Genomic DNA, 25,003 nt, shown 5'->3' on the forward strand with positions numbered 1-25,003 from the left:
AGTCCACGGCCGTTTCGTTGCACACCTCAACGCCAGGAAAGGCCTGTACGTGCGGGCACCCAGGCTATGTGACGCATCGCGATGCACAGGAAGGGCCGCGGACTCAGGAGTCCACCCTACGTATCGCTCCACCCGGCGTGCGCAACCGGGGTTGGTGTCAGCTGGACGGCACTGCATTCCTGGCGCCGTCCTTTACAGGAGTCTTGTCGGGTGGCTGCGCATGGCGCGCGCCAGCTCTTGCGCCACCTGCTGACGGATCGGCTCGGAGACATAGCTGCCAACCTCGATGCGGGTGCCGGGCGCCTCCAGCAGGATCAGCTTGCGCTTGCGCGGCAGCGGCGGATCGATGCGGGTACGGCCCGGGTCGAGGCGGAACTGGCTGCGGCGTCCGGCCTCGATCCGCTCGACCACCAGGCTGCGCTCGGTGAGGGCGATGCGTTCGACGTCGAGCGCATGGCGCGCGTAATGCAGCAGGGCCCAGCCGACGGCCGCCATCTCGAGCACGGAGAAGGCGAGCACGATCCAGAAGCCCTGCAGCAGGAAGAACAGGGCAATGCCGAAGGAGCCGGTGCACAGCAGGAGGTAGGCGGCGGCCGACTGGCGCGGGGTCAGCGAGCAGTTGCGCTTCAGGATCCAGGTGTGGGCCATGTCGGGTCTCGCGCCAGCGGGGCATGAGTAGGAATTCATTATAGGAGAGGGCGTCGGGACATGCCGCGCGCATCGTCCGCGCAGGGGGTGAGATGAGCGCGTGACAGGCAAACAACGGCCACAGAACGGTTGCAAAAGCGCTTCGCCAAGGAAGCTGATTTCTGTTAAGATCTCGCCCCTTCACAGAAAGGCAGACATGACGAACGCTTGCGGCGTCGACTTCGGTACGTCGAATTCCACGGTTGGCTGGATCAAGCCAGGACAGGCAGCCACAGGCGCACACGCCTTGCTGAGCCTGGAGGATGGCAAGGCCACCTTGCCCTCGGTGGTGTTCTTCAACGCCGACGACGAAGAGGTGCGCTATGGCCGCGCCGCGCTGGCCGATTACCTGGCCGGTTACGAAGGGCGCCTGATGCGCTCGATGAAAAGCCTGCTCGGCACCAGCCTGATGGACGGCCAGACCGAGGTGGCCGGCCGTGCGTTGCCGTTCCGGGTGCTGCTGGCCCAGTTCATCGGCGAGGTCAAGCGCCGCGCCGAACGCCAGGCCGGGCGCGGCTTCGAGCATGCGGTGTTCGGCCGTCCGGTGTTCTTCATCGACGACAATCCGGCCGCCGACAAGCTGGCCGAAGACACGCTGCTGGACGTCGCGCGCGGCGCCGGTTTCCGCGAAGTGGCCTTCCAGTACGAACCGATCGCCGCCGCCTTCGACTACGAGTCGCAGATCGACCGGGAGGAACTGGTGCTGATCGCCGACATCGGCGGCGGTACTTCGGACTTTTCGCTGGTGCGTCTGGGGCCCGGCCGCGCCGGCAAGCCGGAACGGCGCGACGACATCCTCGCCACCGGGGGCGTCCACATCGGCGGCACCGACTTCGACAAGTACCTGAGCCTGGCCTCGGTGATGCCGCTGCTCGGCTACAAGAGTGCGCTGCGCTCGGGTGCAGAGATTCCGTCGAGCTATTACTTCAATCTCGCCACCTGGCACACGATCAACCAGGCCTATACGCGCAAGAGCATTGTCCAGCTCGACGACCTGGTGCGCGATGCGCGCGAGCCGGCCAAGCTGGCGCGCCTGCGGCACCTGATCGAGGAGCGCGCCGGCCACTGGCTGGCGATGCAGGTCGAGGGCGCCAAGATCGGGCTGTCGGATGCGCAGTCGGTCCGGCTCGAACTGGACCGCCTGGCGCCGCCGGAAAGCCTGATCGTCGAACGCGCGACCTTCGAGGCCGCCATCGGCCAGCTGCTCGATGCGATCGATACCACTGTGCTGCGCCTGCTGGCCGACGCCGGCGTCGCGCCGGGTGACGTCGACACGGTGTTCTTCACCGGCGGATCGAGCGGCGTCGGCCTGCTGCGCCAGCGCATCGGCGCCCTGGTGCCGGATGCGCGCAAGGTCGAAGGCGACCTGTTCGGCAGCATCGGCGCCGGACTGGCGCTGGACGCGCAGCGTAAATTCGGCTAAAAGGATTAGATGTCTATATTTGATCGCCCCATCGTGATGCTCGACTTCGAGACCACGGGACTCTCGCCCGCGATGGGCGACCGCATCACCGAGGTAGCCGCCCTGCGCATCGTCGGCGGACAGGTGACCGAGCGCTACGTGTCGCTGGTGAATTGCGGCGCGCGCATCCCGAGCTTCATCACCCAGCTGACCGGCATCACCCAGGAGATGGTCGACGGCGCGCCGCCCGCGCGCCAGGTCGTGCCCGAGCTGCTCGACTTCATCGGCGGCGATACCCTGTCGGCCCACAACGCCAGCTTCGACGAGAAGTTCCTGGTGGCCGAGAGCGAACGCCTCGGGCGCCTGTGCGGCCACGCCGGCCTGGTGTGCTCGCTGAAGCTCTCGCGCCGCGTGTTCCCGGGCATGCCGAGCTACAAACTCGGTACGCTGTCGCGCCAGCTCGGCATCGCCTTTCGCAGCGCCGCCCACCGCGCCGAGGCCGATGCCGAAGTGGCGGCCGAAGTACTGATCCACATCGGGCGCCATATCGGTACCTCGTATGGATTGCAGGGCGTGGCGCCGGACTTGCTGGTGTCGATCAACAAGCTGTCGGCCGCCAAGGTGCCGACCTGGCTCGGTAAATACGCAGCTGAAAAAAACGCCACCTGATTGTCGTGGCGGCATTACAATGCCGCCATCATGATGCGTCGTTCGATCCTGCACGTCCTGCTGTCGCTGCTTCTGCTGGTGTCCCAGCAGATGGCGTTCGCGCACGCGATGTCGCACTGGACCGGCAAGATCGTGCCGGCGCATGCGCTTGCAGCAAGTACCGTGGCCAGCATGCAGCTCGACGCGGAACGCGACCTCTCCAGCTCGGTGGCGCAGGACGGCAGCTGCAGCCAGTGCCTTGCCTTCGCCCAGATGGCCTCCGCCATCGGCAGCACCCCGCGCCAGTTCGTGCCGCTCGACTTCCAGGCCGAACGCGCCGGCGCATTTGCCGCCATCGCGGTAACGCCGCGCACCTTCTGCGCCTTCCACTCGCGCGCACCGCCTTCCTTCGTCTAGAGACCTGTTTGTCCAGTCGGCCTTCCTGCGCTTTGCCGGAAGCCGCTCGTCCTCGATTCGATTGAAAGCACACGATGTTGAAACCCACGATGGTGTCGGTGGCGCTCGCCGCCGCCTTTGCATTGCCCCTGTCCGCAGCAGCGGCCCAGAATCCGGAACTGGCTGCGATCCGCGCCCAGATCGCCGAGATGAAGCAGTCCTACGAAGCGCGCCTGCAGGCGCTGGAACAGCGCTTGCAGGAAGCGCAGGCGGCCGTGGCCGAGGCGCAGAACGCGGCGGCCAGTGCGCAGCAGGCGGCAGCGCCGGCCGTGGCTGCGGCGCCTGTACCTGCGGCGGCGCCGGCACGCCCGGCCCAGGGCGACAACAGCTTCAACCCGAGCATCTCGCTGATCCTGGGCGGCACCTTCAGCAACCTGCAGCGCGATCCCGGCACTTACCGTTTCGGCGGCTTCATGCCGCCGGAAGGCGAGATCGGCCCGGGCAGCCGCAGCTTCAACCTGGGCGAATCCGAACTCACCATGGCGGCCAACATCGACCCGATGTTCGCGGGCCAGCTGACCTTTGCGCTCACCGGCGAGAACGAAGCCGAAGTCGAGGAAGCGTTCGTGCGCACCCGCGAACTGGGCGGCGGCATGAACCTCAAGGCCGGCCGCTTCCTGTCGAGCGTCGGTTACCTCAACGGCCAGCACAGCCACGCCTGGGACTTCGTCGACGCACCGTTGAACTACCAGGCCTTCTTCGGTGGCCAGTACAAGCCGGATGGCCTGCAGGCGCGCTGGCTGGCGCCCCTGAACACCTTCCTCGAAATCGGCGCGGAGCTTGGCAGTGGCCGCAGCTTCCCGGGCAACGACCGCAACAAGAACGGCTTCAACGCAACCAGCGTGTTCGCGCATGCGGGCGACGACATCGGCGACTCGGCCAGCTGGCGCGCCGGCGTGTCTTACCTGCGCACCGGCGCGGCGGGACGGGAATACGAAGACGGCGGCGCGCCGAACGCGTTCGATGGCCGCGCCAGGATGTGGGTCGCCGACGCGGTCTACAAATGGGCGCCGAACGGCAATCCGACCCAGACCAACTTCAAGCTGCAGGGGGAATACATGCGCCGCAAGGAAAGCGGCACGCTGGCTTCCGGCGAACTGGCCGACGCCTATGCCGGCACCCAGTCCGGCTGGTACCTGCAGGGCGTCTACCAGTTCATGCCGAACTGGCGCGCCGGCCTGCGCCACGACCGCCTGTCGTCGGGCAGCCCCTTCATCGGCCTGGTGGACAGCGGCGCACTTGGCATCGAGGCCTTTCCGGCGCTGGCCAGTTATAAACCGAAGCGATCGAGCGTGATGCTCGACTGGAGCCCGTCCGAATTCTCGCGCCTGCGCTTGCAATACGCACGCGACGAGGCGCGTCCCGGCGAGCCGGACAACCAGCTCTTCCTGCAATACATCATGAGCCTGGGCGCGCACGCCGGCCACACCTTCTGAGGACGACACGATGAACGCGATAACTACCAAACTGTTGGGCGGCTGCGCCCTGGCCCTGGCAAGCATCCTCGCGCCGGCCCAGGCGGCGATCAACGTCCTCACCTGCGAACCCGAATGGGCCGCGCTGACCCAGGAACTCGCCGGCGACAAGGTCAGCGTCTCGAGCGCGACAAATGCCCTGCAAGACCCGCACCGTGTCGAGGCGCGCCCAGGCCTGATCGCACGCACGCGCAATGCCGACCTGCTGGTGTGTACCGGCCTCGACCTGGAAGCGGGCTGGCTGCCGCTGCTGGTGCAGCAGTCGGGCAACGCAAAAATCGCGCGCGGCCAGCCGGGCTTTTTCGAGGCCGGCAGTTTCGTGCCGCGCCTGGATATTCCGACCAAGCTCGACCGCGCCGAGGGCGACGTCCACGCCTACGGCAATCCGCACGTGCACCTGAACCCGCACAACATCGCCCTGATCAGCGCGCAACTGGCCAAGCGCCTGGCCGCGATCGACCCGGCCAATGCCGCCTTTTACGGCGCGCGCCAGGCCGACTTCGCCGGGCGCTGGGCGCAGGCGATGCGCAAGTGGGAAGCGCAGGCGGCGCCGTTACGCGGCGTGGCCGTGGTCGAACACCACCGCAACATGGAGTACCTGCTCGGCTGGCTCGGCATGCGCCAGGTCGGCACGCTCGAACCGAAACCCGGCGTCGAGCCGAGCGCGGCCCAGTTGGGCCAGCTGCTGGCGCAATTGCAGAAGCAGCCGGCCAGGCTGGTGCTGCGGGCGGCTTACCAGGATGAGCGGCCCTCGAGTTGGCTGTCGCAGCGGGCGCGCATTCCGGCCGTCGTGATTCCCTACACGGTCGGCGCGGATGCGGGGAGCCGCGACTTGTTCGCGCTGTTCGACACCACTGTTCAGCGCTTGTCCCAAGCCCTCGGCGCGGAAGCGGCCAAGTGAGTTTCGACGCCTTTAACTTCATGATCGTGCTCCCGGCCTTTGTCGCCGGGCTGCTGGTACTGGCTACCCACATCCCGCTCGGCGCCCAGGTGCTGCGGCGCGGGATCGTCTTCATCGACCTGGCCATCGCCCAGATCGCGGCGCTGGGCGTGATCGTCGCCAGTGCGATGGACTTCGACCCGCACGGCTGGACCATCCAGGTCGCCGCCGGCGTCGCCGCCGTGCTCGGCGCCTTGCTGCTGACCTGGACCGAACGGCGCTGGCCTGACGTGCAGGAAGCGCAGATCGGCGTGCTGTTCGTGCTCGCGGCCACGGCCGGCCTGCTGCTGCTGGCGCACAATCCGCATGGCGGCGAGCACCTGCAGGACCTGCTCGCGGGACAGATCCTGTGGGTCAGTTACGACCAGCTGGTCATGCCGGCGCTGGGCGCAGTGCTGATCCTGGTGCTGCTGGCGTTGTTCAGGAACCGCCTCGGCCGGCTCGGCTTTTATCTCGTTTTCGCGCTGGCCGTGACGGCCTCGGTGCAACTGGTCGGCGTCTATCTGGTGTTCGCCAGCCTGATCGTGCCGAGCCTGGCGGTGCGCCATTACCGCGAAGCGCGCAAGCTGCCGGTCGCCTACCTGGTCGGGGTCGGCGGCTATGCGGCCGGGCTGGTGCTGTCGGTGGTGCTCGACCTGCCGTCGGGCGCGCTGATCGTCTGGTGCCTGGCCCTGCTGGCGATGCTGGTGTACGCGCTCGGGCCGAACCGCTCGGCGCTGTCGTGACGTGCGCTGCCGTGACCTGATGTGAGCCTCCAGCCGGGCTCGCTCCAAACCCGCCGCGCTCCCCGCCCGGCGGGTTTTTTCTTTGCCGCGCGCCGGCACGATTGTGCCCGGTCAAACCCGCGATGGGTGGCCCTCGTTAGAATTTTGTTAATACATATGAGGCCGCCTGCGTCACGCAACGGCAACCGAACGCGGCTTTTGGCCATTCGCCACCGGGGATCCAGCATGAACCACCAGAAGCTCCAGAACGAGAGCCACCAGAACTTTCTGTGGTTCCGCGCGGCGGCCGAGCGCGGCAATGCCTACGCCCAGTTCAACCTCGGCCTGATGTACAAGAAGGGCAACGGCGTCGAGCGCGACGACGCCGCCGCCGTGCGCTGGCTGCGCCTGGCCGCGATACAGGGGCTGGCCTTCGCCCAGAACCATCTCGGCGCCATGTATTACCACGGGCGCGGGGTCGAACGCTGCGACCACGAAGCCGCGCGCTGGTTCCGCCGCGCCGCCGAGCAGGGCGACGCCTCGGCCCAGCAAAACCTCGGCCACATGTGCCGCCAGGGCCGCGGCATGGCGATCGACCCGGAACGCGCGCTGTCCTGGTATTACCGCGCGGCCGAGCAGGGGATGGCGGGCGCGCAGAACCAGCTAGGCGAATGCTATCTCCAGGGACTCGGCGCCGCCATCAACTATCCGCTCGCCATGGCCTGGTTCCGCAAGGCGGCCCTGCAGGGCGAGGCGGCGGCCCAGTTGAACCTGGGGCTGATGTACCAGCACGGGCAGGGCGTCGAGGCCAGCGCCAGCCAGGCGCTGTACTGGTTCCGCAAGGCTGCCGCCGCCGGTGACCGCGGCGCCCAGCGCGAACTCGGCATCGCCTACGCCGAGGGCAAGGGCGTGCGCCTCGACCTGCGCCGCGCCGCCGCCTGGCTCCAGCGCGCGGCCGAGCACGGCGACCGCGAAGCCCAGTTCCGCTTCGCCACCATGTGCGTCAACGGCCGCGGCGTCGAGCGCGACGAGGCGCGCGCGCTCGAGTGGTACACGCGCGCCGCCGGCAGCGGCCACATGGCCGCGCAGTACAACCTGGCCAACATGTACGCGCACGGGCGCGGCACCGAGCGCGACCCGGCGCGCGCCTTCGAGTGGTACCGCCGCGCCGCCGAACAGGGCGCTCCCAACGCCCAGTTCAACCTCGGCGTCATCTACGCCAACGGCCAGGGCGTCGAGAAGGACGAGGCGCGCGCCGCCTACTGGTACCGCCTGGCGGCCGACCAGGGCGACGCCAGCGCCCAGAACAACCTGGGCGTGATGTACGCCAGCGGCCAGGGCGTGGCCCAGGACGACGCGCGCGCCGTCTACTGGTACGAGCAGGCCGCCGAGCAGGGCCACGCGCTGGCCCAGTACAACCTGGGCGGCATGGTCGGCAGCGGCCTGGGCGTCGCGCGCGACCCGGTGCGCGCCTACATGTGGATGCTGCTGGCGGCCGAGGGCGGCGACAGCGCCGCCAACGTCAACAAGACCATCGTCGCCCGGCGCCTGAGCCCGGCCGAAATCGGCCGGGCGCTCGACTTGCAGCACAAGTGGCAGATGAGTCATCGCGACGTGGTGGCGCGGCGTCAGGGATAGGACGTAGAGGTTGTGAAAAAATCGTCAGGGCAAGGGATACGGCCGCCCGGCGCGCCGCCGAAGACAGTACGTGGGTACGGCAAGGCGGCGCAACGCCGCCATGGCGATTTTTTCAAAACCTGGTAGGGTGGGCGGCTCCACCCGTTCATGTGCATTCACGCGGCACCTGTGCTGCCCACGCGTTCAACACAGGCGGACCGCCGCGGTCGAACAGCACGACCGTGTCCAGCACCCGAATAATCATGGCGCGGAATGAACGACCGCGGCGGTCCGCCTCCTTTGAACGCGTGAGCGGCGCACACGCTGCAGCGGCGCACCCAGTTCCGTGGAGCCGCCCGGTGAACCTGCCATCGAGGCCATTGGCCTCGATGGCCCTATACGGGTATGCCGGACGCGGCGCGGGTACACGCGTTGCAGTACCCGGCAGCCGGCACCCCCGTATGCCCACAACACGCGTTCCCTTCCTGCCGAGTTTCGCGCTATGATTCCCCTCGGCACATTTCGCCTGCTACCGTTCGAGAACCTATGCACATGAGACATGCAACGCTCGCTTTCGCCCTGATGATGGCGTTTGGCGTCAGCGCCGCGGCCGAACCGGCCACCTGCGCAGCCGGATCCGCAGTGACCTATCCGGTCACCGCCAAGGGAATCCAGACCGATAACTACCACGGCACCGCCATCGCCGATCCCTACCGCTGGCTGGAAGACGCGAACAGCGCCGAGACGAAACAGTGGGTCGACGCCCAGAATGCCGTGACCCAGGCCTACCTCGCCGGCATTCCGCAGCGCGCAGCGATCCAGCAGCGCCTGACCAAACTCTGGAACTACGAGCGCTATTCGGTGCCCTCGAAAGAAGGCGGCCGCTACTTCTACAGCCGCAACGACGGCTTGCAGAACCAGGCGGTGCTGTACACGATGAAGAACCTGGGCGACACGCCGCGCATGCTGCTCGACCCGAACACGCTGGCGGCCGACGGTACCGTCGCCCTGGCCGGCGTCGAAGTCAGCCCCGACGGCAAGCTGATGGCCTACGGCACCGCCGCCTCGGGTTCGGACTGGAACGAGTGGAAGGTGCGCGACATCGAGACCGGCAAGGACCTCGAGGACCATATCAAGTGGGTCAAGTTCTCGCAGACCGCGTGGACCAAGGACGGTAAAGGCTTCTTCTACAGCCGCTACGACGAGCCGGAAGAAGCGGCCAAGCTGGCCGGCATCAACTATTTCCAGAAGCTGTACTTCCACAAGATCGGCACCCCGCAAAGCGACGACGTGCTGGTCTACGACCGTCCGGACGAAAAGGAATGGGGCTTCCGCGCCCAGACCACCGACGACGGCAAGTACCTCCTGATCACGGCGACCAAGGGCACCGCCCACAAGTACCGCGTCTTCATCAAGGACCTGAGTAAACCCGACTCGAAAGTCGTGCCGCTGATCGACAACTTCGAAGCCGCCTACGACTTCATCGACAACGTCGGCTCGACCTTCTATTTCAGCACCGACCGCAAGGCCCCGCGCCAGCGTATCGTCGCCATCGACGTCAACAAGGCGGACGAAGCGAACTGGAAGGAAATCGTCAAGGAATCGCAGGACACGCTGGCAAACGCCCACATCGTCGGCAATCGCTTGATTACCGAATACCTGAAGGATGCGCGCAGCGTCGTGCGCGTGACTGACCTGAACGGCAAGCTGGTGCGCGACATCGCGCTACCGGGCATCGGCTCGGTCTCGGGCTTCACCGGCAAGCGCAGCGACAGCGAAACCTTCTTCTCGTTCACCGGCTTCACCACGCCGACCACGATCTACCGCATGGACATGAAGAGCGGCAAGACCAGCGTGTTCCGCCAGCCGAAGGTCGACTTCGACCCGAACGCCTACGAGACGCGCCAGCAATTCTTCACCAGCCGCGACGGCACCAGGGTGCCGATGTTCATCGTCTCGAAAAAGGGGATCAAGCTCGACGGCAGCAACCCGACCTACCTGTACGGCTACGGCGGCTTCAACATCTCCATGACCCCGGGCTTCTCGCCGGCCAACCTGGCATGGATGGAAATGGGCGGCGTCTACGTCGTCGCCAACCTGCGCGGCGGCGGCGAGTACGGCGAGTCCTGGCACCAGGCCGGCACCAGGCTGCAAAAGCAGAACGTGTTCGACGACTTCATCGGCGCGGCGCAGTGGCTGGTCGATAACAAGGTGACCTCCCCAAGTAAGCTGGCAATCGGCGGCGGCAGCAATGGCGGCCTGCTGGTCGGCGCGGCCATGACCCAGCGTCCGGACCTGTTCGGCGCCGCGATCCCGATGGTCGGCGTGCTCGACATGCTGCGCTTCCACAAGTTCACCATCGGCTGGGCCTGGACTTCGGACTACGGCTCGGCCGACAATCCGGACGAGTTCAAGGCGCTGGTGAAGTACTCGCCGCTGCATAACATCAAGCCAGGTACCGCCTACCCGGCGACGATGATCACCACGGCCGACCACGACGACCGCGTGGTCCCGGCGCACAGCTTCAAGTTCGCCGCCGCCGCCCAGGCCGCGCAAGCGGGCTGCAACCCGATCCTGATCCGCATCGACACCAAGGCCGGCCACGGCGCCGGCAAGCCGACCGCGAAGCAGATCGAGGAAGTGGCGGACCGTTGGGGCTTCCTGGCGAAGGCCCTGAAGATGTAAGCAGTCCATGCCGGCCGCCTTCGGGCAAGTCGGCCTCTCCGCACGGAGGGCCGCCACCGGGCGGCCCTCCGTGCATCACGACGAAAGCGCCTCCATGAATGCGCCGCTTGAATTCGATTACGAAGCCGCCCTGGCGGCCTGCGCACGCGGCGACCAGCGCGCCCTGCGCAGCATCTACGACCGCGAAGGCGCGCGCCTCCTGGGCGTGGCGCTGCGCATCGTGCGCCGGCGCCAGGTGGCCGAAGACGTGCTGCACGACGCCTTCTTGTCCATCTGGACCCGCGCCCGCAGTTTCGACCCGACGCGCGGCGCCGGCCGCGGCTGGATCTACAGCATCGTGCGCCACCAGGCGCTCGACGTCGTGCGCACCGGCGGGCGCGAAGTGCAGGCCGACGAGGACGCGCTCGACGCCCTCGACGGCGCCGCCGACCACAGCCTGGCCGACGCCTTCGAGCGGCGCCAGGACCTGGGACGGCTGCATGATTGCCTGGTTGGACTCGATGCGGCCAAACGCGACAGCATCCTGTATGCCTACGTCGACGGCTGCTCGCACGCCGAAATCGCCGCGCGCATGCAGTCGCCGCTGGGCACCATCAAGGCCTGGATCAAGCGCGGGCTGAGCGCCCTGAAGGAGTGCATGGGATGAACGGCGCCGACGACAATAACAACGATATGAACGACCTGGCCGGCGAATACGTGCTCGGCACCCTGGCGCTGGCCGAACGCTGCCGCGTCGAACAGGCGCTGGCGCACGACGCCGCCTTGCGCGCGGCCGTGCAGGCCTGGGAAGCGCGCCTGTTGCCCCTGAGTGCGCTGGCCGAACCGGCCGCACCTTCGCCGCAACTGTGGGCGCGGGTGGAAGCCTCGCTCGCCGCCACACGCAAGCCAGCGCCCCAGGCGACGCCCTGGCGCTGGTGGGACAGCCTGAATTTCTGGCGTTCGCTGGCCGCCGCCGGTTTCGCCGCCGCCGCGATGGTGACCGTCGTGCCGCGCCTGCAGGCGCCCGCGCCGGCGCCGCGCTACATGGTCGTGCTGGCGGCGCCGGGCAGCATGGCGCCTGGCTGGATCGTGCAGGCCGATGCGCGCGGCGCGATCGCACTGGTCCCGCTGGGCACGACGCAAGTGCCGGCGGACCGCTCGCTGCAATTCTGGACCAAGGCCGACGGCTGGAAGGGGCCGGTTTCGCTGGGCCTGGTGCAGCCGGGCCAGAAGGCCGCCGTCTCGCTGGCCAATCTGCCGCCGCTGCAGCCGAACCAGCTGTTCGAGATCACGCTGGAACCGAAGAGCGGCTCGCCGCTCGGCCGTCCGACCGGGCCGATCCTGTATATCGGCCGCGCCGTGCAGATGCTGTAGATGCTTGTAGGCCAGCTCCGCAAGCGCAACGTAGAGGTTGTGAAAAAATCGTCAGGGCAAGGCGGCGCAACGCCGCCATGGCAATTTTTTCACAACTTCGCAGGGTGGGCACTTGTGCCCACGCGGCAAGCACGCTCGATCTGTCGAACATGCGCGGATAGCCCATCCACCGCGCCCAGTACCGCCAGGCCGCGGATTTGCAGGCGGTATTGCCGCGTGGGCTCGAGAGCCCACCCACGGTGCTCGACGGCCCGGGTTTATCTGCTTACTTGATCTCGATGGCGATGTCGCGCAGCCCCACTTGTCCATTGCCGATCGCCGACGTGCCCGGCGTGGCCGCGCCGTTGAACAGCGTTGCCGCACCCGTCGCCAGGTCCACGCGGTACAGCGACGACGGTCCGACCGCATTCGTGCGCAGCGCGGCGAGTACCAGGCCGTTGGCGCCGCCGGCGATGTCCATGGCGCCGCTGCCGGCCACCGTCACGCCCAGCGGCCCGACGAGGGCCAGGGTGCCGTCGTTCGGCGGGTTCTGGATCGCCAGGCTGCTGCTGGTGCGCTCGATGTCGTACAGCGTGGTCGCCGTGGCGCCGGCGAAGCTGTTGGTGTAGGCGCCGGCGCTCACAACCGGCGCGAAGCCGGCGCGGTTGATGGCGCCGTCGGTGATGGTGGCGCCGGTGTCGACGTTGATGCGCAGGTTCTGGCCGGTGTCGCCGATCACGCGCAGGCGGTCGGCGGCCGGGTTGAAGTCGACCACGAAGGCGGTGCCGATGATGGCGGCGTAGGGCGCCGTGGTGTCGGCAGCGTCGGCCGACAATGTCGCCTTGACCGTGGCCGCGCCGCTGGCCGGATCGATGGTGACGATGCGCGCGTTCGAGGTGATTCCGTACAGCAGGCCGTCTTTCGGGCGGAAGTCGATCCCGAGCAGGGTCTCGCCGGCGGCCATGCCGCCGATCGCCACCGACGCGTCGATCGTGTTCGGGGTGGCCGGCTTGAAGCGCAGCAGGCGCGCGTCGTCGGTGAGGCCGTAGGCGACCGGCGCCTGCACCGCGCGCAGGGCGATGCCGCGGATGTCTTCGCCAATGCCGAGCGCGCCGACGCTGGTTGCGGGCGCGCTGGTGGCCGCCAGGTTGATCGTGTACAGGTTGCGCGCGCCGCCGACGGTCAGTACCGCATAGGCCATGTTGCTGCGGGCGTCGATGTCCATGCCGTTGACCGCGCCCGCGTCCACGCCCAGCGCCACCGGGGCGCTGAGGGTGCCGTTGTTCGGCGGGTTCTGCACGTACAGGGTGTCGTTGGCGGTGTCGAGCGCGTACAGGGTAGTGTTCGCGGTGCCGGCGAAGGAGTTGGTGTACGCCGAGGCGGTAACGGCGGCATTCGCGGCGCCGCCGTTGATGGCGCCGTCCGTCGTCGTCGCGCCGGTATCGACGTTGATGCGCAGGCTCTGGCCGGTATTGCTGACCACGCGCAGCCGGTCGGCCGCGGGATTGAAGTCGACGCCGAAGTCGGTGCCGCTCAATGCGGTGAACGGCAGCGTGGTGTCGGTGGCGTCGGCCGCCAAGGTGGATTTAACGCTGGCCGCGCCGGTGGAGGTATTGATGGTGTAGATGCGGCCGCTGCTGCCGAGCGCATACAACTGGCCGTCGGCCGGGCGCATGTCGATGCCGTGCAGGTTTTCGCCGCCCTGCAGGCCGCTGACGGCGACGTTGGTGCGGATGGTCCCGGGTGCGTCGCGGTTGAACGAAATCAACCTGTTGCTGACGGTGATGGCGAAGACGTCGCCGGCGCTCATCGTGGGCGGGTTCGGCGCCGGCGCCGGCGTGTCGTGGTCGTCGTGGTCGCTGCCGCCGCAGGCGGCGAGGGCGAGGGCGATCGAGGAGGCGAGGATCAGTTGCGGTAAGCGGGTCGTGTTCATGGTCTGCATCCTTGAAAGGTTGGCACATGCTGTGCAGTCGGGGGATCAAGCTTGGGGTGTTGATATCCGTACTACGATGCCGAACCGGATTTGGATGCAGGGGTGTGAAAATATATCTTGAATTTGTTATCGGGCTCCGGGCAGGCGTCTCTCACGCGGCGTAATGGCGGGCATGCCCGCCGATAACGCTGGCGCACCACCCACGCACGAAAATATTTGGTTAATTCGAAAAACAAATGTTGGATCGGAGGCGCATCCTTACCGATGCACCACCACCAACAACGCCTTGGCTTCGGTCTTGCCCGCATTCCTCACCACATGGTCCTGGTCCGCCGGATACCTTGCCGTTCCGCCCGCCTTGACCTTGCGCTTGGACGTCCCGACTTCGACCTCGAGCGTTCCGTTGATCACCGTCATATGCTCCCTGGTCCCCGGATCGTGCGCTTGCGACGCCAGTTCGCCGCCCGGCGCCAGCGTCAACTCGTACCATTCGTACTGCCCGGCCAGTTCCATCGGCCCCAGGATGCGCAGCGTGTAGCCGGCGTGGGTGCCGGGCAGGGTCGGGGTTTCGTGGGCGTCGAGCACGCGGATCGACTCGACGTCGCGCGTTTCCGAGGCCAGCAGTTCGCCGATCTGCACGCCCAGCGCGTTGGCGAGACGCCAGGTGATGGCGATGGTAGGATTCGCCTTTTCGCGCTCGATCTGCGACAGCATCGACTTCGACACGCCGGCGATGCGCGACAGGTCTTCCAGCGTGAGGCCGCGCGCCAGGCGCAGGCGCTGCAGGGTGGCGCCGACTTCGGGCGGGGCATTGTTGGTCGTGACCAGGGTTTTCATCTTCAGGCACTTCTAAGTATTGGGGACCGCCGTACCTTGCCAAGTTCAACAGGTCGGCGTAATATCCATTATATTGAATTTCAGTTCGAGATACCGAAAAAACGTGAAGCTGTCGAATACGTACAGCGACGAAGCACGGTACAGCATAGTCCAATCGCCGGTCAAGCCGGCATCAACGACGAGGTCAACACATGAGCGAGCAAGCAAAGAACGGCTTTTACAGCGGCCTGCAACAGAACCTGTCCACCCTGCGTGAGCAGGGCCTGTTCAAGCCCGAGCGCGTGCTCGCCTCGCGCCAGGGCGCGGTGGTGCAGTCCGAAGACGGCCGCACCCTGATCAACATGTGCGCAAATAACTACCTCGGCCTGTCGGGCGACCTGGAAACGCAAAAAGCCGCGGAAGAGGCGTTGCAGAAGTACGGCTATGGCCTGTCGTCGGTGCGCTTCATCTGCGGCACCCAGACCGTGCACAAGGAACTCGAACGCAAGCTGTCCGAATTCCTCGGCACCGAAGACACCATCCTGTACGCGGCCGCCTTCGACGCCAACGGCGGCGTGTTCGAGCCGCTGTTCGACGAAAACGACGCCATCATCTCGGACGCGCTGAACCACGCCTCGATCATCGACGGCATCCGCCTGTGCAAGGCGGCGCGCTACCGCTATGCCAATAACGACATGGCCGACCTCGAAGCGCAGCTGCAGGCCGCCACCGCCGCCGGCAAGCGCCATAAAGTCATCGTCACCGACGGCGCCTTTTCGATGGACGGCACGATCGCCCAGCTCGACAAGATCTGCGACCTGGCCGACAAGTACGGCGCGCTCACGCTCATCGATGAATCGCACGCCTCCGGCTTCATGGGCGCGACCGGCCGCGGCACGCACGAACACTGCGGCGTGATGGGCCGCATCGACATCATCACCGGCACCCTCGGCAAGGCTTTGGGCGGTGCGATGGGCGGCTTTACCTCGGGCCGCAAGGAAGTCATCGAAACCCTGCGCCAGAAGTCGCGTCCTTACCTGTTCTCGAACACGCTGGCGCCGATGATCGCCGGCGCCTCGCTGTCGGTGCTGGAACGGATCTCGACATCGACCGAACTGCGCGACCGCCTGCACGAGAACACTGCCTTCTTCCGCAAGGAGATCGAGCGCATCGGCTTCACCATCAAGCCGGGCACGCACCCGGTGGTGCCGGTGATGCTGTTCGACGCGCCGGTGGCGCAGAAATTCGCGGCGCGCATGTTCGAACTGGGCGTGCTGCTGTCGGGCTTCTTCTATCCGGTAGTGCCGATGGGGCAGGCGCGCGTGCGCGTCCAGCTGTCGGCGGCGCACACCCGCGAGCAGCTCGAGACCGTACTCAAAGCCTTCGAGCAGGCCGGCCGCGAACTCGGCATCATTAAGAACAATTAATCTGTACGGCTTTTAGTTTAGGAATACTTATGGAACGCATCCTCATCATCGGCGCCAACGGCCAGATCGGCAGCGAGCTGGTTTCGGCCCTGGCCGAACAGCACGGCGCCGCCAATGTCCTCGCCACCGACATCGGCGCCAATAACGTGTACGGCGCGGCGCGCTATGCCCAGCTCGACGTGCTGGACAAGGAGCGCCTGATGGCGCTGGTCGAGGAAGAGGGTGCGACCCAGGTCTACCAGCTGGCCGCGCTGCTGTCGGCCACCGGCGAACAGGCGCCCCTGAAGGCCTGGACCCTGAATATGGATGGCTTGCTGAACATCCTGGAAGTGGCGCGCGAGCGCGGCGAGGCCGGCAAGCCATTGAAGGTGTTCTGGCCATCGTCGATCGCCGCCTTCGGCCCGAATACGCCTGCGGAAAACACCCCGCAGTACACGGTGATGGACCCGACCACGATCTATGGCATCAGCAAACTGGCCGGCGAGCGCCTGTGCGAGTACTACCACACCAAGTATGGCGTCGACGTGCGCAGCATCCGCTACCCGGGCATCATCAGCTTCAAGTCGCCTCCGGGCGGCGGCACCACCGACTACGCGATCGCGATCTTCCACGCGGCGCTCAAGGGCGAGACCTACGAGTGCTTCCTCGGTCCCGAAACCACACTGCCAATGATCTACATGCCGGACGCGATCCGCGCCACGATCGAACTGATGGACGCACCTGCCGAGCAGGTTGCGATCCGCTCGTCGTACAACGTCGCCGGCGTGTCGTTCAACCCGCGCGAACTGGCGGGCGCGATCCGCAAGGCCGTGCCGGCATTCGAGATCGCCTACAAGCCGGACAGCCGCCAGGCGATTGCCGATACCTGGCCACGGAGCCTGGACGACAGCCGCGCGAGTACCGACTGGGGCTGGAAAGCCACCGTCGGTATCGAAGAGATGGTGGCCAGCATGCTCGAGAATATCGACGTCGGCGCCACTGCCTGAATAAATACATAAGAATAATTACGGAGACAATCCAGACATGGACATGAGCGTTTTCGATCTGTTCAAGATCGGCATCGGCCCTTCGAGTTCGCACACCGTCGGTCCGATGGTGGCGGCGCGCCGCTTCCTGCTCGAGTGCGGGCCGCTCGATGAGGCGCTCGGCGTCGAGGCCCATTTGTACGGGTCGCTGGCGCTGACCGGCGTCGGCCACGCCACCGACAAGGCGGTCATCCTCGGCCTGATGGGCGAGACCCCGCAAGACATCGATCCGGACACGGTCGAGGACAAGCTGGCCGAAGCGGAGCTCGACGGCGTGCTGCGCCTGCTGGGAACGAAGGAAGTGCCGTTCTCGATGCGGACAGGTCTGGTCTGGCACAAGCAATCGACCCTGCCCGAGCACCCGAACGGCATGCGCTTCGTGCTGCAGTTGAAGGACGGCAGCGTCATCGAGCGCATCTTCTATTCGGTCGGCGGCGGCTTCATCACGGCCGCCGGCGAATCACAGAAGGCGCCAGAGCCCAGCGCTGTGCAGGTGCCGTTCCCGTTCGGGACGATGGCCGAGCTGCTCGAACACGGCCGCGCACACGCTCTCTCGATCCCGCACATGCTGCGTGCGAACGAACTGGTGCGCATGAGCGAAGCGGAGCTCGACGCCGGCCTCGACCGCATCTGGACCACGATGCGCGACTGTATCGCGCACGGCCTGGTGACGCACGGTCAGCTGCCGGGTGGCTTGAACGTCAAGCGCCGCGCCGCCATGCTGTGGAAGCAGGCGCACTGCGTCGAGGGCAAGCGCGTCAACGAACTGCCGCACGATGCGACCCACCAGGTGACCTTGTACGCGATGGCGGTCAACGAGGAAAACGCCGCCGGCGGACGCGTGGTCACGGCGCCGACCAACGGCGCGGCCGGCATTATTCCGGCGGTGCTGCGCTACTACGCCGAGGATTGCCGCCCAACCGACGCTGTGAAGGGCATCCGCGACTTCCTGCTCACCTCCGCCGCGATCGGCATGCTGTGCAAGAAGAACGCCTCGATCTCGGGCGCCGAAGTCGGCTGCCAGGGCGAAGTCGGCGTCGCCTGCGCGATGGCGGCGGCGGGCCTGGTGGCGGCGCTGGGCGGCTCGAACGAACGCATCGAGAACGCCGCCGAAATCGGCATCGAACATCACCTCGGCATGACCTGCGATCCGATCGGCGGCCTGGTGCAGATTCCCTGCATCGAGCGCAACGGCATGGGCGCGATCAAGGCGATCACGGCCGCCTCGCTGGCGTTGAAGGGCGACGGCACCCACTTCGTCAGCCTCGACAACGTGATCGAGACGATGCGCCAGACCGGGGCGGACATGCAGGTGAAGTACAAGGAGACCTCGCTGGGCGGCTTGGCGATTCATGTGGTGACGGTGAACCACGCGGCTTGTTGAACGGTTTTCCGGCGCCGGCGGTTGTCGTCGGCGCCAGGGGTATCCGACGGCACGAACCGGCGGGCATGCCCGCCCTACGGTGCACCACGATCTCGACAAAAATCGCAGCCGTCGTGTAACGTAGGGCGGGCATGCCCGCCGTACGGGCGTGTCCAAAATTGAATAATGGCGCCCGGACGCCGCCACCAAACCCGTCCGCACACAGGATTCCCCGGCGCGCACTATAATAAAAGATCAACGCGAGCCAACCGGATCATTCAAAACATGCAATACGTGTCTACCCGCGCGACCAGCGCCTCCGCCTCCCGCAATCCCGAGACCTTCGCTTCCATCCTGCTCGGCGGCCTCGCCCCCGACGGCGGCTTGTTCCTGCCAGCCGACTATCCGCAGGTGACGGGCGATGAGCTGAACGCCTGGCGCACGCTGTCGTACGCCGAACTGGCCTATGAAGTCCTGCGCAAATTTGCGACCGATATCCCGGATGCCGACCTGAAGGCGCTCACCGCCAGGACCTACACGCCCGAGGTTTACCGCAATGCCCGCGCCGGCGAATCGGCGCAGGACATCACGCCGCTGCGCACGCTGGAAGACGAGGGTGGCCGCAAGCTGGTGCTGCAAGCCCTGTCGAACGGCCCCACGCTCGCCTTCAAGGACATGGCGATGCAATTGCTGGGCAACCTGTTCGAATACGCGTTGGCGAAGAACGACGATGAACTCAACATCTTCGGCGCCACCTCGGGCGACACCGGCAGCGCCGCCGAATACGCGATGCGCGGCAAGCGCGGCGTACGCGTGTTCATGCTCTCGCCGAGCGGGAAAATGAGCGCCTTCCAGACCGCGCAGATGTTCAGCCTGCAGGACCCGAACATCGTCAACATCGCCGTCGAAGGCGTGTTCGACGACTGCCAGGACATGGTCAAGGCGGTGTCGAACGACCTGTCGTTCAAGGCGCGCCACAAGATCGGCACCGTCAATTCGATCAACTGGGCGCGCGTGGTGGCGCAGGTGGTCTATTACTTCCGCGGCTACCTCGCGGCCACCACCAGTAACGAGCAGAAGGTATCTTTCACCGTCCCGTCGGGGAACTTCGGCAATGTCTGCGCCGGCCATATCGCGCGCATGATGGGCCTGCCGATCGACAAGCTGGTGGTTGCCACCAACGAGAACGACGTGCTCGACGAATTCTTCCGCAGCGGCGTCTACCGCGTGCGCAAGTCCAGCGAAACCTTCCACACCAGCAGCCCGTCGATGGACATTTCCAAGGCCTCGAACTTCGAGCGCTTCGTCTACGACCTGGTCGGGCGCGACAGCGAGCGTACCCACGCGCTGTTCCGCAAGGTCGAGACGCACGGCGGCTTCGATCTCTCCGGCGGCCCGGGCGCCGACGGCGACGAATTCAAGCGCGTCGGCGAGTACGGTTTCGTCTCCGGCAAATCGACGCACGCGGACCGCCTCGCGACGATCCGCATGGTGGCCGACGATTACGGCATCACCATCGATACCCACACCGCCGACGGCATCAAGGTCGCGCGCGAGCATATGACGCCCGGCGTGCCGATGATCGTGCTGGAGACGGCGCTGGCCGCCAAGTTCAACGAGACCATCCTCGAAGCGCTGGGGACCGACGCCGAACGTCCGGCCGGTTTCGAGGACATCGAGTCGCTGCCGCAGAAGTTCGTGCTGATGCGCCCGAACGTCGACGAGATGAAGACCTTCATCGCCGCGCACACGGGGCTGTGATCATGACGACTGTGAACGAAAAACCGGCGCCGCGCCCGTTGCTGTCGGTGCGCGAAGCGCTTGATACGCTGTTGCAGGCCGCGCGTCCGGTGCAGGAGATCGAACAGGTCGCGACTCTGGAAGCCAATGGCCGCGTGCTGGCGCGCGACCAGGCCTCGACCATCGACGTGCCATCGGCCGACAATACCTCGATGGATGGCTACGCCGTGCGCGCGGCCGATTGCGTGAACGGCGGCGCAATCTTGCGCGTGGCCCAGCGCATCCCGGCCGGCCAGGTCGGCGCGGCGCTCGAACCCGGCACGGCGGCGCGCATCTTCACCGGCGCCATGATCCCGGCCGGCGCCGACGCCGTCGTGATGCAGGAGCAATGTGAGTTGGCAGGCGAACTGGTCACCATCCGCCACACGCCGAAAAGCGGCGAATGGATCCGCCGCACCGGCGAGGACATCGCGGCCGGCGCCACCATCCTGGCGGCTGGCACGCGCCTGCGCGGCCAGGAACTCGGCCTGGCGGCCTCGGTGGGGTTGGCTACTTTGCCGGTACGACGGCGCCTGCGCGTGGCCGTGTTCTTCACCGGCGACGAATTGACCATGCCGGGCGAAGCGCCGGGCGGCGTGCTGGCGCCGGGCGCCATCTACAATTCGAACCGGTTTACGCTGCGCGCGCTGCTGGAAAACTTCGGCTGCGTGGTCAACGATTTCGGCATCGTGCCCGATACGCTCGAGGCCACCCGCGCCACCCTGCGCGAAGCGGCGCGCGAGAACGACTTGATCATCACCTCGGGCGGCGTCTCGGTGGGCGAGGAAGACCATATCAAGCCGGCGGTGGAGGCCGAAGGGCGCCTGAACATGTGGCAGATCGCGGTCAAGCCGGGCAAGCCGCTGGCCTTTGGCGAAGTGCGCAAGGGCGACGCGAACACCAGCGAAAGCAGTGCCACTGGCACTGCTTTCTTCCTCGGCCTGCCCGGCAATCCCGTCTCGAGCTTCGTGACTTTCCTGCTGTTCGTGCGCCCCTTCCTGCTGCGCCTGCAGGGTGCGAGCGGACCGGTGGAGCCGCGCGCCTGGATGCTGCGCGCCGACTTCAGCCTGCCCAGGGCCGACCGCCGCAACGAATTCCTGCGTGCGCGCGTGAACGCCGGCGGCGGCCTCGACCTGTTCCCGAACCAGAGTTCCGGCGTGCTCACCTCCACCGTCTGGGGCGACGGCCTGATCGACAACCCGCCGGGACGCATCATCAACGAAGGCGATATCGTGCGCTTCATCCCGTTCGCCGAACTCCAGCACTGACACCCATGCATATCGAACTGCGATTTTTCGCGTCCGTGCGCGAAGCCCTCGGGCTTGCGAGCGAACGTATCGAACTACCCTCCGACGTGACGACCGTGGGCGGCGTACGTGAGTATCTGATTGCACGCGGCGGCGTCTGGGCGACGGCGCTCGGCCAGGACCGTGCGCTGCGCATGGCGTTCAATCACGTCATGTGCGGGCCGGACGCCGAGCTGAAAGAGGGCGGGGAAGTGGCGTTCTTCCCGCCGGTGACCGGCGGGTAGCGGCGCCACCTTTTTTACAACGCCGCGATCGACTTCTCGGCCAGCGCCAGCAGCCGTGCGCAATTCTCGTTGCGCGCAGCAAAACTGGCCCAGGCCGTGGTGCGCGCCATGGCCTGCCACTTGCGCAGCGTCTCGCCATCCATGTCGACCACGCGGGCGCCGGCGCGCGCGTACACGCTCGCCACCGCCGTGTCGTCGTTCTGTGCCATGCGCAACGCGAATTTTTCGAGGTCGGCGCCGACGGCCATGATCGCCGCCTGCTGGTCCTTGTGCAGGCGGTCGAACACGGTCTTCGACATCAGGAGCGGTTCGAGCATGAACCAGTAGCCGCCGCTGCGCGCGGTGGTGAGCGCGCGCGCCACGTCCTGCAGGCGGAAGGTGATCAGCGAGGTCGAGGAGGTGAAGGCGGCGTCCAGCGCGCCGCTCTTCATCGCCGCGTGGATGTCGTTCGACGGCACGTTGACGATGGTGGCGCCGGCTTCCTGCAGGATCAGGTCCATCTCGCGCGAGCCCCCGCGCACTTTCATGCCGCGCGCGTCTTCGGGGGCGACGATCGGTGCACCGCGCGAGGCGACGCCGCCCGCCTGCCAGATCCAGCTGATCACGACCAGGCCCTGGTCGGCCAGGATGCGCGTGAGTTCCTTGCCGACTTCGGCGTTTTTCCAGCCATAGCCCTGGGCGTAGGACGTCACCAGGCCCGGCATCAGGCCGATGTTCGCTTCCGGCGCTTCGCCGGCGGCATACGAGAGCGGCACCAGGGCCAGCTCGAGGCTGCCTTTCCTGAGCGCACCGAATTGCGTGTTCGGCGCCATCAGGCTGGCGTTCGGGTAGATCGAGAATTTCAGGCTGCCGCGCGTGCGTTTTTCGACGTCGGTGGCGAACATGCGGCACAGGCGGTCGCGGAAGTCGCCTTCCATGATGCTGCCGCCGGGGAACTGGTGCGAGATTTTCATCGACTGCGATGCGGCCCAGGCGCTGCTGAGCCACAGGGGGCTGGACGCGAGCGCGCCCAGCAGGGTTCTACGAGCCAGAAGCGGCCCTGTCTTCAACGACATATTCATCCTCCAAGATGAGTAAAACTTCACTACCGGGCAAATCGTGCGAATTTTAAAACCCGCATCGTTCGCTCTATGTACCGTTATGGTGTTTGTAAGAATATTCCTTCGATAAAGCTTGTCAAGCAGTATCTTGTTTTCTTAACAAATACACCGTGAATAAGGTGGGCAGTATCGGGTCCGCCGCGAACGGCGGACTCGGGGTACGTCAAGGAGGATGGAGTGGCTTATTTACGGTCGAGTGCGTCGCAGACGCCGCAGGCCAGGCCGCGCTTCATGTTGCGGTAGCGCGTGCCGATGAAGAGCGCCGAGGCGACTGCCGCCCAGCCCAGGGCCGAGGGCCAGGCACGTTCGAGCGTTTCGCCGCCCAGCAGGTCGACCACCATCAGCAGGGCGAACATCGAGACGACGGCGAACAGGTATTGCAGGATCCAGTGGCGCAGCGGGGGCATGGTTGTCTCCTTACAGGGTTTTCAGGAAGGTGCGCAAGGCGTCGTTCACTGCAGCCGGCTGGTCGAGCATGGCGAAGTGGCGCGCGTTGTCGATTGCCGTGACGTCCAGTTTCGGGGTACCTGTCATCAGCTCCCGATAATACGCCACCTTCTCGAGCCCGGACACCCCCATCGCGGCATTGTCCGGGCCGTATGTGGGCACGATCATCAACAGCGGCGCGCGGATGGCCGGCAGGCCCGGCCGCAGGTCGCGCGCCAGCACCGCGCCCATCCAGGCGGCCACGGCGGCCGGATCGCTGCGCGCGGTCAGGCGGGCCAGGTCGTCGGCCTTGTCCATGTCGATGACGCCGATAGTGCGCATGTATTGCCGCTGCTGGCTCGCAAAGGCTTGCGGGCTCAGGCTGGCCATGCGCTGGCGCATGTTGTCGGCCATGGCGGCGCGCTGGTCCGGCGGCATGCCCTCGGTGCGCGGCATGACCGCCAGGCCGTCGATGGCGACGGCGCCGCCGATGCGATCGCCCAGGTCCTCGGCCAGGGCGATCGCCAGGGTGCCGCCCAGGCTGTGCCCGACGATGACCGGTTTCGCCAGCTTGCGCGTGGCGACCAGTTCCTTCAATGCCGACCTGGCCGCGTCGAACGGGTCGCCCGCCACCGCCGGGCGGCCGTCGAAGCCGGGCAGGGTCACCACATACACGGTGTGGTCTTTCGAGAACGCGCGTACCGTTTCCTGCCATACCCAGCCGCCGGTCGCCAGGCCGGGAACCAGGATCAATGGCCGTCCGCCGCTGCCGTGGCGCTCGACCAGCATGCCGCCCATCTCGAAGCGTTCGGCCGGCGCGATCGATGCGGCGAAGCGGTTCGGTTGCGGCGGGACTTCCTGGGCAAATGCGGGTGCGGCGGCAAGGACAAGTGCGAACAACAGGGTGACGCTTCTACAGGTCGATGTCATGCTGGCTCCTGGTCAGGGTTGAAAATCGCTTCGATCGGTTGCTGGAACAGCCGGGAAATCGCAAAGGCGAGCGGCAGGCTGGGGTCGTAGCGGCCGGTCTCGATGGCGATCACGGTCTGGCGCGACACGTCCAGCAGCTCGGCCAGGTAAGCCTGGCTCCAGCCGTGTTCGGCGCGCAGTTCCTTGATGTGGTTGTTCATCGGTTCAGGACCTTGCGCACGATCTGCACCGCGCCGAACGACAGGCACAGCACGCACCAGACCACGAACATCGATTGCTTCGGGAAGCCGGCAGTCTCGAGGAAGCCGTAGCTGAAGGTCAGGCCGGCGGTAATGGCGGCGGCCAGCGACACGTTTTCCAGCAGGCGCATGCGCACGTATTCGTCGGCACGCCCGATCAACCGCGCGATCGCCCAGACACCGCCGGCGAAGCCGATCATTGGGCTGAGCAGGACGGCGGTACGCAGGGCGCCGGGCGCCATCGGCCGGCCATAGCGGATCGCCGCCGCCAGGATGACGGTGTACAGCGCGATCGCGCCGAACAGTTCGAGATAGTAGAGTCGGGCGATACGCTTTTCGTGCACGGCGGTCTCCTGGTGTAAAGTAAGCTTTACTGTAAAGTATGCTTTACATCGTAGGCGAGTCATTCCGGCATGTCAAGCTCCCTTTACATTTTTCCGTCACGGCGCATTCCGGCTACAATGCGCGTCCCCACGCCCCAAGCTCCA

Annotated in this window: 24 protein-coding genes; 16 read left to right on the top strand and 8 right to left on the bottom strand. The window is 66.5% G+C overall.

Annotated elements, in window-relative coordinates:
• Positions 1 to 192 precede the first annotated feature (192 nt).
• Entirely contained in the window at positions 193 to 648 is a 456-nt protein-coding gene (locus AC56LG_RS16690; RefSeq protein ID WP_497167189.1) for a DUF2244 domain-containing protein, read from the bottom strand.
• 196 nt (positions 649 to 844) lie between these two features.
• On the opposite strand from AC56LG_RS16690, the gene AC56LG_RS16695 reads away from it, so the two are divergent.
• From AC56LG_RS16695 to AC56LG_RS16740, 10 genes are all read left to right on the top strand, one after another.
• Positions 845 to 2,110 (top strand): Hsp70 family protein, encoded by a 1,266-nt coding sequence (locus AC56LG_RS16695; protein ID WP_497167190.1) that lies wholly within the window; start codon positions 845 to 847, stop codon positions 2,108 to 2,110.
• A gap of 9 nt (positions 2,111 to 2,119) precedes the next feature.
• Positions 2,120 to 2,758 (top strand): 3'-5' exonuclease, encoded by a 639-nt coding sequence (locus AC56LG_RS16700; protein ID WP_497167191.1) that lies wholly within the window; start codon positions 2,120 to 2,122, stop codon positions 2,756 to 2,758.
• Positions 2,759 to 2,788: 30 nt separating this feature from the next.
• Positions 2,789 to 3,154, top strand: a complete 366-nt coding sequence (locus AC56LG_RS16705; RefSeq protein ID WP_497167192.1) for a DUF2946 family protein — start codon at positions 2,789 to 2,791, stop codon at positions 3,152 to 3,154.
• A 74-nt stretch (positions 3,155 to 3,228) separates the two neighbouring features.
• Complete coding sequence (locus AC56LG_RS16710) at positions 3,229 to 4,629, top strand: putative porin (RefSeq protein ID WP_497167193.1); 1,401 nt, start codon at positions 3,229 to 3,231, stop codon at positions 4,627 to 4,629.
• A 10-nt stretch (positions 4,630 to 4,639) separates the two neighbouring features.
• Positions 4,640 to 5,569, top strand: coding sequence for a metal ABC transporter substrate-binding protein (locus AC56LG_RS16715; protein WP_497167194.1), 930 nt, complete (start codon positions 4,640 to 4,642; stop codon positions 5,567 to 5,569).
• On the top strand, positions 5,566 to 6,333 hold the full coding sequence (locus tag AC56LG_RS16720) for a metal ABC transporter permease (RefSeq protein WP_497167195.1): 768 nt from the start codon (positions 5,566 to 5,568) through the stop codon (positions 6,331 to 6,333). The genes AC56LG_RS16715 and AC56LG_RS16720 overlap by 4 nt, the downstream gene beginning before the upstream one ends.
• Before the next feature lie 225 nt (positions 6,334 to 6,558).
• Entirely contained in the window at positions 6,559 to 7,950 is a 1,392-nt protein-coding gene (locus AC56LG_RS16725) for a tetratricopeptide repeat protein (RefSeq protein ID WP_497167196.1), read from the top strand.
• A 525-nt stretch (positions 7,951 to 8,475) separates the two neighbouring features.
• On the top strand, positions 8,476 to 10,614 hold the full coding sequence (locus AC56LG_RS16730) for a prolyl oligopeptidase family serine peptidase (RefSeq protein ID WP_497167197.1): 2,139 nt from the start codon (positions 8,476 to 8,478) through the stop codon (positions 10,612 to 10,614).
• 94 nt (positions 10,615 to 10,708) lie between these two features.
• Positions 10,709 to 11,260 (top strand): sigma-70 family RNA polymerase sigma factor, encoded by a 552-nt coding sequence (locus AC56LG_RS16735; RefSeq protein WP_497167198.1) that lies wholly within the window; start codon positions 10,709 to 10,711, stop codon positions 11,258 to 11,260.
• Positions 11,257 to 11,967, top strand: coding sequence for an anti-sigma factor (locus tag AC56LG_RS16740; RefSeq protein ID WP_497167199.1), 711 nt, complete (start codon positions 11,257 to 11,259; stop codon positions 11,965 to 11,967). Before AC56LG_RS16735 ends, AC56LG_RS16740 begins: the two co-directional genes overlap by 4 nt.
• 265 nt (positions 11,968 to 12,232) lie before the next feature.
• Here AC56LG_RS16740 and AC56LG_RS16745 read toward each other — a convergent pair whose 3' ends face one another.
• A complete protein-coding gene (locus tag AC56LG_RS16745; RefSeq protein ID WP_497167200.1) occupies positions 12,233 to 13,879 on the bottom strand; it encodes a DUF4394 domain-containing protein in 1,647 nt (548 codons plus the stop codon).
• Between the two features lie 258 nt (positions 13,880 to 14,137).
• Positions 14,138 to 14,716: a helix-turn-helix domain-containing protein gene (locus AC56LG_RS16750; RefSeq protein ID WP_497167201.1), complete on the bottom strand. Its 579-nt coding sequence runs from the start codon at positions 14,714 to 14,716 to the stop codon at positions 14,138 to 14,140.
• Between the two features lie 191 nt (positions 14,717 to 14,907).
• On the opposite strand from AC56LG_RS16750, the gene kbl reads away from it, so the two are divergent.
• The 6 genes from kbl (at position 14,908) to moaD (ending at position 21,820) form a co-directional block, all read left to right on the top strand.
• Positions 14,908 to 16,122, top strand: a complete 1,215-nt coding sequence (kbl, locus tag AC56LG_RS16755) for a glycine C-acetyltransferase (protein ID WP_497167202.1) — start codon at positions 14,908 to 14,910, stop codon at positions 16,120 to 16,122.
• 29 nt (positions 16,123 to 16,151) lie between these two features.
• Complete coding sequence (locus AC56LG_RS16760) at positions 16,152 to 17,108, top strand: NAD-dependent epimerase/dehydratase family protein (RefSeq protein ID WP_497167203.1); 957 nt, start codon at positions 16,152 to 16,154, stop codon at positions 17,106 to 17,108.
• Positions 17,109 to 17,145: 37 nt separating this feature from the next.
• Positions 17,146 to 18,531 carry an L-serine ammonia-lyase gene (locus AC56LG_RS16765; protein WP_497167204.1) on the top strand — a complete coding sequence of 462 codons (1,386 nt, stop codon included), beginning with the start codon at positions 17,146 to 17,148 and terminating at the stop codon, positions 18,529 to 18,531.
• A 264-nt stretch (positions 18,532 to 18,795) separates the two neighbouring features.
• Positions 18,796 to 20,271, top strand: coding sequence for a threonine synthase (gene thrC, locus AC56LG_RS16770; RefSeq protein ID WP_497167205.1), 1,476 nt, complete (start codon positions 18,796 to 18,798; stop codon positions 20,269 to 20,271).
• A gap of 2 nt (positions 20,272 to 20,273) precedes the next feature.
• On the top strand, positions 20,274 to 21,557 hold the full coding sequence (locus AC56LG_RS16775) for a molybdopterin molybdotransferase MoeA (RefSeq protein WP_497167206.1): 1,284 nt from the start codon (positions 20,274 to 20,276) through the stop codon (positions 21,555 to 21,557).
• A gap of 5 nt (positions 21,558 to 21,562) precedes the next feature.
• Complete coding sequence (gene moaD / locus AC56LG_RS16780) at positions 21,563 to 21,820, top strand: molybdopterin converting factor subunit 1 (RefSeq protein WP_497167207.1); 258 nt, start codon at positions 21,563 to 21,565, stop codon at positions 21,818 to 21,820.
• A gap of 14 nt (positions 21,821 to 21,834) precedes the next feature.
• Here the strand turns inward: moaD and dctP are convergent, their stop codons facing one another.
• The 5 genes from dctP to AC56LG_RS16805 form a co-directional block, all read right to left on the bottom strand.
• Positions 21,835 to 22,875, bottom strand: coding sequence for a TRAP transporter substrate-binding protein DctP (dctP, locus tag AC56LG_RS16785; RefSeq protein ID WP_497167208.1), 1,041 nt, complete (start codon positions 22,873 to 22,875; stop codon positions 21,835 to 21,837).
• A 227-nt stretch (positions 22,876 to 23,102) separates the two neighbouring features.
• Positions 23,103 to 23,327: a hypothetical protein gene (locus AC56LG_RS16790; protein ID WP_497167209.1), complete on the bottom strand. Its 225-nt coding sequence runs from the start codon at positions 23,325 to 23,327 to the stop codon at positions 23,103 to 23,105.
• 10 nt (positions 23,328 to 23,337) lie between these two features.
• On the bottom strand, positions 23,338 to 24,276 hold the full coding sequence (locus AC56LG_RS16795; RefSeq protein WP_497167210.1) for an alpha/beta fold hydrolase: 939 nt from the start codon (positions 24,274 to 24,276) through the stop codon (positions 23,338 to 23,340).
• Positions 24,273 to 24,476, bottom strand: coding sequence for a helix-turn-helix transcriptional regulator (locus tag AC56LG_RS16800; protein ID WP_497167211.1), 204 nt, complete (start codon positions 24,474 to 24,476; stop codon positions 24,273 to 24,275). Before AC56LG_RS16800 ends, AC56LG_RS16795 begins: the two co-directional genes overlap by 4 nt.
• A complete protein-coding gene (locus AC56LG_RS16805; protein ID WP_497167212.1) occupies positions 24,473 to 24,859 on the bottom strand; it encodes a hypothetical protein in 387 nt (128 codons plus the stop codon). The genes AC56LG_RS16800 and AC56LG_RS16805 overlap by 4 nt, the downstream gene beginning before the upstream one ends.
• Positions 24,860 to 25,003 lie beyond the last annotated feature (144 nt).

The sequence above is a fragment of the Telluria sp. ZB2R32 genome (assembly GCF_059685715.1).

Coding starts and splice junctions, on each gene's coding strand:
- AC56LG_RS16695 (WP_497167190.1), top strand. CDS start 845: ATGACGAACGCTTGCGGCGTCGACTTCGGTACGTCGAATTCCACGGTT.
- moaD (WP_497167207.1), top strand. CDS start 21,563: ATGCATATCGAACTGCGATTTTTCGCGTCCGTGCGCGAAGCCCTCGGG.
- AC56LG_RS16715 (WP_497167194.1), top strand. CDS start 4,640: ATGAACGCGATAACTACCAAACTGTTGGGCGGCTGCGCCCTGGCCCTG.
- kbl (WP_497167202.1), top strand. CDS start 14,908: ATGAGCGAGCAAGCAAAGAACGGCTTTTACAGCGGCCTGCAACAGAAC.
- AC56LG_RS16705 (WP_497167192.1), top strand. CDS start 2,789: ATGATGCGTCGTTCGATCCTGCACGTCCTGCTGTCGCTGCTTCTGCTG.
- AC56LG_RS16800 (WP_497167211.1), bottom strand. CDS start 24,476: ATGAACAACCACATCAAGGAACTGCGCGCCGAACACGGCTGGAGCCAG.
- dctP (WP_497167208.1), bottom strand. CDS start 22,875: ATGTCGTTGAAGACAGGGCCGCTTCTGGCTCGTAGAACCCTGCTGGGC.
- AC56LG_RS16745 (WP_497167200.1), bottom strand. CDS start 13,879: ATGAACACGACCCGCTTACCGCAACTGATCCTCGCCTCCTCGATCGCC.
- AC56LG_RS16740 (WP_497167199.1), top strand. CDS start 11,257: ATGAACGGCGCCGACGACAATAACAACGATATGAACGACCTGGCCGGC.
- AC56LG_RS16760 (WP_497167203.1), top strand. CDS start 16,152: ATGGAACGCATCCTCATCATCGGCGCCAACGGCCAGATCGGCAGCGAG.
- AC56LG_RS16765 (WP_497167204.1), top strand. CDS start 17,146: ATGGACATGAGCGTTTTCGATCTGTTCAAGATCGGCATCGGCCCTTCG.
- AC56LG_RS16725 (WP_497167196.1), top strand. CDS start 6,559: ATGAACCACCAGAAGCTCCAGAACGAGAGCCACCAGAACTTTCTGTGG.
- AC56LG_RS16690 (WP_497167189.1), bottom strand. CDS start 648: ATGGCCCACACCTGGATCCTGAAGCGCAACTGCTCGCTGACCCCGCGC.
- thrC (WP_497167205.1), top strand. CDS start 18,796: ATGCAATACGTGTCTACCCGCGCGACCAGCGCCTCCGCCTCCCGCAAT.
- AC56LG_RS16730 (WP_497167197.1), top strand. CDS start 8,476: ATGCACATGAGACATGCAACGCTCGCTTTCGCCCTGATGATGGCGTTT.
- AC56LG_RS16750 (WP_497167201.1), bottom strand. CDS start 14,716: ATGAAAACCCTGGTCACGACCAACAATGCCCCGCCCGAAGTCGGCGCC.
- AC56LG_RS16710 (WP_497167193.1), top strand. CDS start 3,229: ATGTTGAAACCCACGATGGTGTCGGTGGCGCTCGCCGCCGCCTTTGCA.
- AC56LG_RS16775 (WP_497167206.1), top strand. CDS start 20,274: ATGACGACTGTGAACGAAAAACCGGCGCCGCGCCCGTTGCTGTCGGTG.
- AC56LG_RS16735 (WP_497167198.1), top strand. CDS start 10,709: ATGAATGCGCCGCTTGAATTCGATTACGAAGCCGCCCTGGCGGCCTGC.
- AC56LG_RS16795 (WP_497167210.1), bottom strand. CDS start 24,276: ATGACATCGACCTGTAGAAGCGTCACCCTGTTGTTCGCACTTGTCCTT.
- AC56LG_RS16700 (WP_497167191.1), top strand. CDS start 2,120: ATGTCTATATTTGATCGCCCCATCGTGATGCTCGACTTCGAGACCACG.
- AC56LG_RS16790 (WP_497167209.1), bottom strand. CDS start 23,327: ATGCCCCCGCTGCGCCACTGGATCCTGCAATACCTGTTCGCCGTCGTC.